The following is an 11,181-nucleotide window of genomic DNA, read 5'->3' as shown; positions in this document are numbered from 1 at the left end:
AACCCGCCTCAGCCGCTTGCCGCTCCAGTATGCGAGCAAACGTCCGCTCCTTAGGATTACTTAAGTCGAGTTTATTCATAGGTTCCTTTCTATTAGCCTCGTTTAGGCCGCCATAATCTTGTCGGCGGCATGCATAGCATCGCGTATGGCGCCCTCAATATAAGTCACACCCGTGCTGTCGCCAATTTCATACACGGGATACTTGGCGCCTTCGAGCTGGCTGGTAATGCTCTGATTACCCTCGGCACCGCGCGCCACAATCACTGTGTCTACCGCTACGCTACCGCCTTCACCCTTTTCTTTGTTGAACGACACATGCGTCTTATCAATCGCCACGTTGGACACCCCACGATGCAGCGTCACCCCGTGTTCTTTTAATTCCGCCAACAAGCGCAAACGACGCACCAAGGTTAGGCCTGCACCCATACGTGGCTCTTCATGTAACACGGTCACGTCGCGGCCGCGATCATGCAGATACTCCGCCAATTCCAAACCGACCAAATCGCCCCCAATTATCACAACGCGTTTCCCCAATGGCATCCAGGCATGTGAGATTTTGCGCACAAAATCCAAGTTGCGAATCAAGCCAGTCATGTTCCCAAGTGCAACCAGTAAGCGCGTAAAGGCTGAGGTTTTGCGTGTCACAGAGGCATCAAAGTCTCCCAGCATTAAACGGCGCATGTCTTCACCGCTATAGACGTGCGCAAAATCATTACCAGGTAGCTCGGGCATAAACCGTCGTGCACCTACTGCGCTGATGACCGCGTCGGGCTGCAATGCATCAATCGTCTCTTTGTTCGCTTCGGTATTCAGCTTGATAGTGATCGGCAAACGATTCACCTCTTGAATAAGCCATCGCAGCAAGCGTTGGTTGGGCTCGTAGGCTAAAGCGGCAAACCTTAGGGTTCCGCCAAGCACCGGACCTTTTTCCAGTAAAGTCACGCGGTGCCCAGCTAAACTCAAACGCCGCGCCGACTCCATCCCACCTGGGCCACCGCCGACAATGACCACATGTTTCTGGCCGCCTGCCGCTTTTAAATCTAAGCGCTGATACTCGACCCCTAACTCAGGGTTGACCGCACACAACATCGATTCGACTTTGTAAATTGCGCTGACGCAGGTATAGCAGTACACACAGGGGCGAATATCTTGAATACGACCCTCGGCCAATTTGTTAGGCAAGTCAGGGTCGGCCAAGAGCTTACGACCCATCATCAAATAATCGTACTCGCCCCGCCCAATCGCTTGATCACCCACATCGAGCTCAATCCGACCGGAGGTAATCACAGGAATGGACACTATCGCTTTAATGGCTTTGGCAGCCTCAACATTCGCGTTTTCTTCATGAGGAATATTCGATGCTGAATGCATTTTCCCCTGACCGCCGTCATGGTAGGCCGAAACCGTTATGGCATCGGCACCAGCAGCTTCAATCAAACGCGCAGTGACTTTGGCGTGCTCGACCGTAATTCCGCCCTCTTTACCCACCTCGCGCGAGTCGATTTTGACAATAACCGGAAAGTCGGGACCCACCGCCTCGCGCACGGCAGCAACGACCTCGCAAATTAAACGCGCGCGATTTTCATCACTGCCACCGTACTGATCCGTACGTTGATTGGTTTTAGGCGAGAGAAACGAGCTTAAGATATAACCGTGGCCACCGTGTACCTCGACGGCATCACAACCCGCCGCGATTGCACGTTTAGCGCCATCGGCAAATTGCTGAATAATTAAATTAATATCGTCCTGGTCGACCACCCTAAACGTCGGCATGCCACCACCCGCAAAGGCCGCGAGTTCCTCCATCAAAAAACCATCAATGAAGTCGCCTTGCATAGGGCCCGGAATTGACGGACACCAAAGCGGACGGCCATTGTTGGTATCTTCTGCTGCTATCAGACCGCCGTGATGCAACTGCACCGCAAATTTACTGCCATGGGCATGCACGGCATCAACGACCGCTTTGAGCCCAGGAATATATTTATCGTCGGAAATTGCTATTTGATTCGGCTGGACACAACCCACCGGGTAGGCCACACCGCAGGCGCCAGAAATGACAAGACCAACCCCACCCGCGGCCTGCGCCTCGTGATAGGCTCGCACCCGATCACCAGAGCGTCCATCAAGCTCACCGAAGTTGGCCCCCATGGCCGCAACGACCATGCGATTTTTAAGGGTCATCGAGCCGATCTTGCCATTAGACAAAAGGTGTTGGTGCGATTGTGCCATGTGTGTTCCCTTGCGCTTTACTTATCGTTTAAGGCGTACCCAAAATTACGCCGCTTGTTGGGACACCCGTACCCGCAGTAACCAGCACGTGCTCGACGCCAGCCACTTGGTTGACGGAGCTGCCGCGCACCTGTCTAACACCCTCAGCGACCCCGTTTAACCCATGAATATAGGCTTCGCCGATTTGTCCACCGTGAGTATTCACCGGCAATTTGCCGCCGCGTAGATGGTGTCCCTCGCGGACAAAATTACAGGCTTTACCGCGCTCTGCAAAGCCAAAGGCTTCCAGCTGAGGTAATACAAATGGGGTAAAGTGATCGTACAAAACCGCGGTCTGAATATCGTCAGGACCCAGGCCAGACATCGAGTACAGGCCGTCAGCGACGCACTGCATTTCAGGCAAATCCATCAAGCTATCGCGATAAAACGACGTCATCATGCGCTGTTGATCTTTCGCGCCCTGCGCTGCGCCACGAATCATGACCGGCGTTTGCTGCAAATCTCTAGCGCGTTCAGCCGACACGATCACCATAGCCACAGCACCATCGCTTTCTTGGCAGCAGTCGAACAAACGCAGGGGTTCAGCCACCCACTTTGCCGCTTGGTGCTCTTCTAGTGTTAACGGCTTTTGATAAAACCACGCCGCAGGATTGGTACTGGCGAAGTCTCGAGCACCGACCGCGATTCGCCCAAAATCTTCGCTACTGGCCTCAGTCTCGTGCAAATAGCGTTGCGCAAACATCGCCACCCAAGACGCCGGAGTCATTAACCCATGCGGGAAATACCAGCCAAAATCGACGGTTTCGAAGGCGTTGGGGTCTTCCGTTAAAAGACCACCTTGGCCAAAACGAAAGCCAGAACGCTCGTTCATCGCCCGATACACGACCACCACGTCGGCAACACCTGTTGCCACAGCCATTGCCGCGTGCATGACGGGCGCGCACGCCGCACCACCGCCATAGTGCGCGCGTGAGAAGAATTTAAGTTCGCGCCCACCAATAAGACGATGCAGCTCAATTTCAGGGTTATTGTCCATGGTATAGGTGGCCATACCGTCAACATCGGCAGGGTCAATACCGGCGTCGTTCAACGCAGACATAATGGCCTCGACGCCGAGCTGGATCTCGGTGCGTCCTGAATCTTTAGAGAACTCGGTAGCACCTAAGCCAACGATAGCGGCTTTATTTCTTAAAAAATCACGTGCCATGTCTTACTCCTGCGGAAAGGCCAAATCGACGGTACCCGTCACGTGGTAACCCAAGCCATTCTTACCCTTCACACTCACCTGACACTCACCTGAGGTTGGATCCCAGGCAAGTACATCACCAGACAACACCATCGTATCGCCGGGATAATTGGGCACGCCTAAGCGGATCGAGACTTTTTTCAAGCGCGCTAATGGGCCAGCCCAATCGGTCACAAAGCGACCGACTAAGCCATTGGTCGTGAGAATATTCATGAAAATATCCGGCGACCCCAGCGCTTGTGCCGCGTCTTTATCGTGGTGCACGTTTTGATAATCACGACTGGCGATAGCGCCCGCGACGATCAATCCAGGGGTGATTTCTAAGCTGAGCTGTGGCAGCTCATCGCCGATGTGAATTAGCATACCAGCCTCCGCGTTTCTGGCGCTTGATCGACCAGCTGTTGCCCGACGATATCGATGACCTTTGAGGCTCCGCCCAGACTAAACTCGAGCTCTTTAGCCCGCACAAAAAAACGATGAATGGGATAGGTCAGATCGGCCCCCATGCCGCCGTGTAAGTGCTGGGTACTGTGCACCACACGATGCGCTGCCTCGCAAGCCCACCAGTAGGCCATGCCGGCAGCCAGTTCGGCTGGGCGTTGCTCGTCGATGAGCCATGATGCTTGCTCGGCCGAGCCTTTTAAACACTCTAAATCGATGTAAGCATTGGCCGCTCGATGCGCCACCGCTTGGAAGGTCGCAATGGGTTTGCCGAACTGCTTGCGCTCTGATGTGTATCGCGCTGTGCGGCGCAGCGCTTCTTCCAGCACGCCGTACAACTGCCAGGCAGTAGCCGTTTGTAATCGACTCTGCAAGTCGGCTATCGCATCGACGAGCACCGCATCTTCCAGCGCGATATCAATGAACACCAGTGCCGCGGGTTGACCGCTCGACAGCGTTTGTATTTGAGTTGTTACGCCGGACTGCTCTTGCTCGACGATCAACACTTTACCCGCGCAACCAAGCACAACAAACCGTGCTGAGTCTGCGTAGGCAACGGCATTAACGCTACCAACAATTCTATCCCCTTCGATGCGCAAGCCCTCATTCAACGAGATCGCAATATGTCCATGCCCATTGGCGATACTCTCAAGCTGCGACGCAAACCCTGAATGAGCGAGCGCGTAGGCGCCCACCGCGGTGTTTAACAAGGGAATGGGCGCGGTAATTGCGCCTAAGGCCTTTAACACACGACACAAAGCCGAGAAGCCAAGTTCTGAACCGCCCAGGTTTTCGGGCATGTCTAAGCCAATAAAACCGGCTTCAGCGCAAAGTTGCCACAGCTGCGCATCAACCCCTTGTGTGCCCGACGTAATGTAGGCGTCGCCGGCGTGGTCTGAGAATATTTTCTCGGCAAGATCAACGATGGTTTGATGATCAGCATCAATGCTGTAGTCCATAATTTACTCCTGTTCCATTACGCGAAATTGATGCAGCGTAAAACCTGGCTCAACTTCGACAAACTCTGCCCTGACTCGGGTACCGATTTTGATATCCCGCGCTTTGGTGCCCACCAAATTACTCACCAAACGAGTACCCTCCTCCAGTTCGACCAAAACCACAGGGTTGGGGTAATCAAAAGGCGGGATCTCGGGGTAGTGATTCACAACGTAGCTGTAGATGTGACCCTTGCCCGACGCGATGCAATAGTCCCACTCTAAGCTTTGGCAGGCAGGACACATGGGCGCAGGCGGATGCCGCAGGGTCTGGCAACCTGTACATTTCTGTATGCGCAGCTCGCCTTGATCAACGCCTTCCCAAAAAAAGGCGGTATCGTAGTTGCGCACGGGACGCATACGTTTTATCGCTGTAGGCTTTTGAGGGCTGTCGCTGGCGCGAGCTTGCTGAGACTCATGCGCTTTGAATTTGAAGACGCGAAAGGTCATAACACCAACAACTTCGTCGCGTTGGTTTTTGTAGGTCGATACTTCTGTCACGAAATATCCTTCACCCAGGGCCGTGGTTTTTAACTCAGATATCGCCTCGATACGAGAGTAAAAATGCACGCTATCACCAATCGCTAAGGGCTCACCGTACTCCTGCTCGCAGTTAACAGCAACAACCGCTGGATACCCTTGAGCCTCTAAAAAAACCAGCACCTCAAAGGGGTTTGCGTTATCAGAGCCCTCCGGAAAGCGCTCGTTGTAACCTTTCATACCCCAAGCTTGCAACATGGTTGGAGGAGCAATGACATCAGTATAGCCCGCCGCAAGCGCTGCCTCTCGCGACCGATATACGGGGTTGTTGTCTCCCATAGCTTCGCACCAATGGCGAATCAAACCGGGCTGCACAGCGTCCCAGCCTTTAAATGGCCCCACTGTTTTATTCAAGTACCCTTGTAACTGAGCGTCTAAACTCATAGACCTCCCCTTTTAATGTCCATCAGTATTTGTGCATGCGAAAGCGACTCGCGAGCAGGGTTGCTGGCAAACAGTCCTCGATAAAATAGCGCTGCCAGCCAATCGGCTATTTGGTCTTGGGTATACTCGCTCGATCTGAGGTCGGCATTTTGCTCAACATAATACTCGTGCAAGAAGTCCTGCCCGATACCTCCAAGTGCATACACCAGCAAACGAACTTCGTCTGCAGGTATATCCACCTCGGGAAACACCCGAGGGAAAGCCTGTACCAGTTGCTCCATTCGTTGGTTGTACGACGAGCGCCAATGTTCACGGAACGCTGGATCATCGGCGGCAAACTGCTGCACACAGCGCATGACCCCGGGTTCTTCTGCATAAGTCTGGACCACCAAGCGATAGTGCGAACGCATGCGTTCCAACCACGCACCTTTGCTGACATCTCGTTCGATATCCGCCGTGGCCTCAAAGCGCTCGATATGCTCGCTCATGACTTCACGAACTAAACTTTCTAAGTTTTTGAAGTAGTGATAAAACAATCCCGTGGCCACGCCTGCTTCTTGGGTCACGTCTTTAATGCGCATTTGATGAAAGCCCGTCTGATTTAGAACGCGCACGGCAGCCGCCTTTAATTTTTCTCGCGCTAAATCGCCGCGCTTCGTTTTTGTTTTTGTTGTCGCTGCAACCGTCATGTGGTGTCACTCGATTTGATTGATGACAGTATATTGAATCTGAATTCAATTACAATAATAATGATTCCACATTTGACGGAGTAATTGACAATGCGCTTAGAACACACACCGGAGCAACAAGAATTACGACGCACCCTTCGCGACTACTTCACCAACCTGATGACGCCCGAGTTATTGCGCGAAACTCACGGCAACGAAGGCGGTGACGCTTACAAGCACGTCATCAAAACTATGGGGACTGATGGCTGGTTAGCGCTAGGCTGGCCAAAAGAGTATGGCGGCCAAGGCCGAGGCCCTATCGACCAAATGATTTTTTTCGAGGAAGCGCAGCTAGCGCGGGCCCCCATCCCCTTCGTGACAATTAACACGGTGGCGCCTGCCATCATGGCGCACGGCTCCCAGGCCCATAAAGAATTCTTTCTACCCAAAATCGCAGCAGGCGACCTGCATTTTTGCATCGGCTACTCAGAAGCTGAAGCTGGCACTGACCTAGCTAATTTGAAAACCGCAGCGGTACAGCAAGGCGATCACTGGGTCATTAACGGCAACAAAGTGTATACCTCCAGTGCCGAAGCGGCTGATTACATCTGGTTAGCGGCACGCACTGACCCGGAGGCCAGCAGACCGCACAAAGGTATTTCGATCATGATGGTCGACACCGACCAGCCAGGCTTTAGCTACAGCCCAATCCATACGGTTGGCGGTGTTCGCACCAATGTCTCGTATTACGAGAACGTGATTTGCCCCGACGACATGATTTGTGGCGGCGTGAACCAAGGCTGGCCAATGATTACCTCGCAGCTCAATCACGAGCGCGTCGGCTTAGCGGCACTTGGGGTTTACGGCTACAAAATGTACTACCAAGTGCTGGACTGGGCTAAAGAGATACAGGCTGATGGCAGGCGCCCTGCCGACGACAACGGCAATCGTCGATTGCTCGGCGAGGCCTTTGCTAAACTCGAGGCCATGCACTTAATGAATTGGCGCATGGTGTGGTCCCTGGAAAGCGGCGAACCCGACGTCGCGCTAAGCTCCGCCATGAAGACTTACGGCACAGAAGTATTAATTGATGTGTATCGTTTGCTAATGCAGGTGATTGGCGCCGGCAGCGTAATCACACGCGACAGCACGGGTGCCGTGTTGTGGGGTGATCTCGAGGAAGAATACCGCAAATGCCAAATTAATACGTTTGGCGGCGGCGTGGTCGAGGTTATGCGTGACCTAGTGGCCATCTTCGGTTTAGGCATGCCCGCCTACGCTCGTTAAGACAATCACAAAAAACGCCGCGACAGCGGCGTTTTTTTAGCTACAACCCTGTTACTTATGGCTTCCAGGGCACACCATTGATATGACCGCCACCATCGACGTGAATGGTATTACCGGTCACATAACGTCCACCCTCACTCGCCAAAAATAGCACTAAAGGCGCAATATCCTCCTCTGGATCACCGCTGTAACCCATCGGAATCATCTTGGTGATACTCTCGAATACTTCGGGCATTTCCGCCATACGCTGCTTAAACGCCTTACTCATAGCACCAGGGCATACCGCATTGCAGGTAATACCGTCCTTGCCCCACTCCACCGCCGCAGTTCGGGTTAGAGCGCGAACAGCCTCCTTTGCGCAGTTATAATCGACCGTACCAGCGTGAGCATTCACACCGTTTAGCGAACACATATTGATTATGCGGCCAAACCGCTGAGCTCGCATGGTCGGATACACCGCCTGCATCGCAACATGCACTGCATCAAACCCTGCCGACATCGAGTGACGCATGCGCTCCCTATCGATCTCCGCCACCGAAGTCATGCCTTTGCCTGTTGGGTAAGCATTGTTTATTAGCACATCGACCCGACCAAATCGCTCGATCGTATCGTCAACCACAGCTTTTACTTGCACCAGATCGGCAATATCGGTCGGTATAAACAACCCCTGACCGCCCAGTGATGCCAAAGAGTTTGCTACCCTTTGCCCGCTGGCCTCATCGATTTCTGCCACCACTACGATGTAGCCTTCACGTGCAAATGCCCGCGCTAGGCCTTCACCAATTCCACCGCCTGCCCCGGTGATAATCGCAACTTTAGAATCCATCATAATCCTCACAACATTAGGCTTCGGCGCGATCGCTCATGTTTATCAGAAACAGCAGCGCAATACCCAAGCACAAAGCGCCCGCAAAGGTTAAAAACGCGCCGGTATAAGCACCCGTCTGATCAAAAATAAACCCAGCTAAAGGCGCACCTGCCAGGGTCAAAGGCATGATTAGGGGGTTCATCATACCCATCACGCGGCCGTAGTTCGCCGCACCAAATAGCACAGCTAGCAAAGCACCCCATACCGGCAACATACCGCCCGCGGCCAAGCCTATCAACGCGCTCCCTACTGTCAGGGCAGTAAGACCCTGAAAATAGGCAAAAACCAACATACTCGCGATAACCAGCGCCATGGAAGCACCCAGACCCCAGCGCAAGTCGATCTTATCGGCAACGGCTCCGAACACTAGCTTACCCACAATGCCTGCCACCGCGAGCGCTGAGATCAACAACGCCCCCTCATCCGCCGTCAAACCACGTCCCATAGCAAAGGGCACCATATTACTCATGACGCCGGTGTACGTTGCGAATAAGAGGCTCATAACGATCGCGATTAGAATGAAATTACGATTTTTTAGCAGCAAACCAAAAGATACTGGCGCGGCGACAGGCGGCACAAAATCCGGATCCATAGGCGCACCGTCTGCGTGCAAACCTCTCAACTGCGGCGCGTTAACCACCAAGAGTACCGCCGGGACTGCTACAAGAAACAAACCCGCACCTAAGTAGCGCAAGGCTACGCGCCATTCGTGTTGGTCAATTAAACCCTGAATAAGGGGCGGGAAGACAAAACCGCCCACGGAGGTCCCAACCGCCGCAATACCCAGCGCCATACCACGTTTCTTAGTGAACCAGCGAGCCAGCAACGTCGAGGTCGTTAGAGGTCCCAGCAAGTTGGTGCCCAACATCATCAACGCGCCATAGACTAATGGCACCTGCCACGTCGCAGTGGTCAAGGATAGAGCGACATAACCCAGCGACATACCCAAGGCACCCAGCAACATCATGCCTTTTAGGCTCCAACGATCGACCAAACTGCCAAACCAAGGAGAAACAATACCGCCGCACAAGGTCATTACGGTAATACCCAGCATCATCGCAGTGCGACTGGCTTCGAATTCAAGCCCTATTGGGACCGCAACGACACTGTAACTGTACATAATTGCGCCGTTGCTTAGCATCAGAAGTAAAAAAGCAACACCCGCTAATATCCAACCGTAAAACATGACCCTCTCTCTTATTGCTCTGCTTGAGGTCTGTAAGGCTATGTCACAACCAACCATAGGTATATAGGCCGTGTGTAGTAAAGATTGCTGCCACAGATTTGGTTTACACCTTGCCGACTGACAAACTGAATGGGCTCAGAACGCGGAGGGACTCAAATACGCTTGCACCGTGACAAACATAAAGCGGGTCCCAGCTGGGTAAAACACGTCGCCGCTATACTCATTATTTGCGACAATCCGTCACTATCCGGTGGCGATCGACGGGCTCGATTCGCTTTTAGAACACACCAAAGGCTTAAAAAATGGATCCAACCTTGGAAATTCCGGAGGTCATTTATAGCGATGACAATCTCGTTGCTATTAACAAACCACCCGGCATGTTAGTGCATCGAACCAAGCTCGATGCGCACGAAACCGTCTTTGCTCTGCAGTGGGTACGCGACTATATTGGACAACGTGTCTACCCTTTGCATCGACTGGATAAAGCCACCTCCGGTGTTTTAGCCTTTGCAAAATCACCCGAGGTCGCACGCCATTGGAGTGAGGCCTGGCATACCGATGCCGTAAACAAAGACTACCTCGCTTTGGTGCGAGGCTGGCCCAATTCAGAGGGCACAATAGACCACCCATTACGCGACCCCGATAGCGCCCCCGACAGCCCCAGAAAAGAATCAGAAACCACATTCAAAATGATCAGCAAATATCTGATAAATATAAAAATAGATCGTTATGAAATGAGTCGATTCTCGCTACTCCAACTAAGCCCCCTTACCGGCAGGCGTCACCAATTGCGACAACACCTTAAGCACATCAATCACCCCATTATTGGTGACGTACGCTACGGTAAAGGCACCTACAATCGTTGGGCCAGAGATCAATTTGGAGAGACGCGACTACTCTTACACGCACATCAACTACGATTAAATGATGGTGCCACAAGAATCACAATCACCGCGCCACCTAACCGGCACCTACGACAAACTTTTGAGTTTTTTAGGGATAACACCTTAACCACCGAGTAAGCGCGTCGCGCAAATTAAGCGTACTGATCGATTTATTTGGGTTTATACTTATCGCCCCAACCCAGAGACGCCACTTGTGCTTAGCTACCGACACGCCTACCACGCTGGCAACATTGCCGATCTACTAAAACACATTGTTTTACTCGCACTCCTCGATCACATGCGCAGCAAAGACAAGGGATTTAAGTACATCGATACGCACTCGGGTGCAGGAGCCTACTCGCTGCGCAGTGAGTTTTCTGAAAAAACCGCAGAATGGCAACGAGGCATCGGTCGTCATCTGGGTAGCAACCCGAAGCATCCTTTGCTCGACCA

General features: G+C 52.8%; 11 protein-coding genes. 3 read left to right on the top strand and 8 right to left on the bottom strand.

Annotated elements, in window-relative coordinates:
* Positions 1 to 102: 102 nt before the first annotated feature.
* Genes ACTF5Z_RS09390 through ACTF5Z_RS09365 form a run of 6 tightly spaced genes read right to left on the bottom strand, consistent with a single transcriptional unit; the run spans position 103 to position 6,449 of the window.
* Positions 103 to 2,229: an FAD-dependent oxidoreductase gene (locus tag ACTF5Z_RS09390; protein WP_438985407.1), complete on the bottom strand. Its 2,127-nt coding sequence runs from the start codon at positions 2,227 to 2,229 to the stop codon at positions 103 to 105.
* Positions 2,230 to 2,257: 28 nt separating this feature from the next.
* Entirely contained in the window at positions 2,258 to 3,436 is a 1,179-nt protein-coding gene (locus ACTF5Z_RS09385) for a lipid-transfer protein (protein ID WP_423849764.1), read from the bottom strand.
* 3 nt (positions 3,437 to 3,439) lie between these two features.
* The gene (locus ACTF5Z_RS09380; RefSeq protein ID WP_423849763.1) at positions 3,440 to 3,838 is read right to left on the bottom strand and encodes a MaoC family dehydratase; all 399 of its coding nucleotides are present in this window, start codon (positions 3,836 to 3,838) and stop codon (positions 3,440 to 3,442) included.
* On the bottom strand, positions 3,832 to 4,875 hold the full coding sequence (locus tag ACTF5Z_RS09375; RefSeq protein WP_438985406.1) for an acyl-CoA dehydrogenase family protein: 1,044 nt from the start codon (positions 4,873 to 4,875) through the stop codon (positions 3,832 to 3,834). The genes ACTF5Z_RS09380 and ACTF5Z_RS09375 overlap by 7 nt, the downstream gene beginning before the upstream one ends.
* A gap of 3 nt (positions 4,876 to 4,878) precedes the next feature.
* Positions 4,879 to 5,835, bottom strand: a complete 957-nt coding sequence (locus ACTF5Z_RS09370; protein WP_438985405.1) for a bifunctional MaoC family dehydratase N-terminal/OB-fold nucleic acid binding domain-containing protein — start codon at positions 5,833 to 5,835, stop codon at positions 4,879 to 4,881.
* The gene (locus ACTF5Z_RS09365) at positions 5,832 to 6,449 is read right to left on the bottom strand and encodes a TetR/AcrR family transcriptional regulator (protein ID WP_438985404.1); all 618 of its coding nucleotides are present in this window, start codon (positions 6,447 to 6,449) and stop codon (positions 5,832 to 5,834) included. The genes ACTF5Z_RS09370 and ACTF5Z_RS09365 overlap by 4 nt, the downstream gene beginning before the upstream one ends.
* 165 nt (positions 6,450 to 6,614) lie before the next feature.
* On the opposite strand from ACTF5Z_RS09365, the gene ACTF5Z_RS09360 reads away from it, so the two are divergent.
* Positions 6,615 to 7,790 carry an acyl-CoA dehydrogenase family protein gene (locus ACTF5Z_RS09360; protein WP_438985403.1) on the top strand — a complete coding sequence of 392 codons (1,176 nt, stop codon included), beginning with the start codon at positions 6,615 to 6,617 and terminating at the stop codon, positions 7,788 to 7,790.
* Between the two features lie 55 nt (positions 7,791 to 7,845).
* On the opposite strand, the gene ACTF5Z_RS09355 is transcribed toward ACTF5Z_RS09360, so the two are convergent.
* Positions 7,846 to 8,619 carry an SDR family NAD(P)-dependent oxidoreductase gene (locus ACTF5Z_RS09355; RefSeq protein ID WP_438985402.1) on the bottom strand — a complete coding sequence of 258 codons (774 nt, stop codon included), beginning with the start codon at positions 8,617 to 8,619 and terminating at the stop codon, positions 7,846 to 7,848.
* 13 nt (positions 8,620 to 8,632) lie between these two features.
* Positions 8,633 to 9,844 carry an MFS transporter gene (locus tag ACTF5Z_RS09350; protein WP_438985401.1) on the bottom strand — a complete coding sequence of 404 codons (1,212 nt, stop codon included), beginning with the start codon at positions 9,842 to 9,844 and terminating at the stop codon, positions 8,633 to 8,635.
* Between the two features lie 302 nt (positions 9,845 to 10,146).
* Between ACTF5Z_RS09350 and ACTF5Z_RS09345 the strand changes: the two genes are divergently transcribed.
* Both ACTF5Z_RS09345 and rlmJ read left to right on the top strand, forming a co-directional pair.
* Complete coding sequence (locus ACTF5Z_RS09345; protein WP_438985400.1) at positions 10,147 to 10,866, top strand: pseudouridine synthase; 720 nt, start codon at positions 10,147 to 10,149, stop codon at positions 10,864 to 10,866.
* Positions 10,867 to 10,942: 76 nt separating this feature from the next.
* On the top strand, positions 10,943 to 11,181 hold a 239-nt coding region (gene rlmJ, locus ACTF5Z_RS09340; RefSeq protein WP_438985399.1), incomplete at its 3' end, for a 23S rRNA (adenine(2030)-N(6))-methyltransferase RlmJ.

This window comes from Aequoribacter sp. (assembly GCF_965659035.1).
In the GTDB taxonomy this organism is placed as follows: domain Bacteria; phylum Pseudomonadota; class Gammaproteobacteria; order Pseudomonadales; family Halieaceae; genus Aequoribacter.
The sequence above is the reverse complement of the archived record's forward strand: the minus strand, read 5'-3'. Positions and strand labels throughout refer to the sequence as shown.

Excerpts from the sequence above, each read along its gene's own strand:
- ACTF5Z_RS09385 (WP_423849764.1), bottom strand. The coding sequence starts at position 3,436 with ATGGCACGTGATTTTTTAAGAAATAAAGCCGCTATCGTTGGCTTAGGT.
- ACTF5Z_RS09345 (WP_438985400.1), top strand. The coding sequence starts at position 10,147 with ATGGATCCAACCTTGGAAATTCCGGAGGTCATTTATAGCGATGACAAT.
- ACTF5Z_RS09375 (WP_438985406.1), bottom strand. The coding sequence starts at position 4,875 with ATGGACTACAGCATTGATGCTGATCATCAAACCATCGTTGATCTTGCC.
- ACTF5Z_RS09370 (WP_438985405.1), bottom strand. The coding sequence starts at position 5,835 with ATGAGTTTAGACGCTCAGTTACAAGGGTACTTGAATAAAACAGTGGGG.
- ACTF5Z_RS09380 (WP_423849763.1), bottom strand. The coding sequence starts at position 3,838 with ATGCTAATTCACATCGGCGATGAGCTGCCACAGCTCAGCTTAGAAATC.
- ACTF5Z_RS09390 (WP_438985407.1), bottom strand. The coding sequence starts at position 2,229 with ATGGCACAATCGCACCAACACCTTTTGTCTAATGGCAAGATCGGCTCG.
- ACTF5Z_RS09360 (WP_438985403.1), top strand. The coding sequence starts at position 6,615 with ATGCGCTTAGAACACACACCGGAGCAACAAGAATTACGACGCACCCTT.
- ACTF5Z_RS09355 (WP_438985402.1), bottom strand. The coding sequence starts at position 8,619 with ATGATGGATTCTAAAGTTGCGATTATCACCGGGGCAGGCGGTGGAATT.
- ACTF5Z_RS09350 (WP_438985401.1), bottom strand. The coding sequence starts at position 9,844 with ATGTTTTACGGTTGGATATTAGCGGGTGTTGCTTTTTTACTTCTGATG.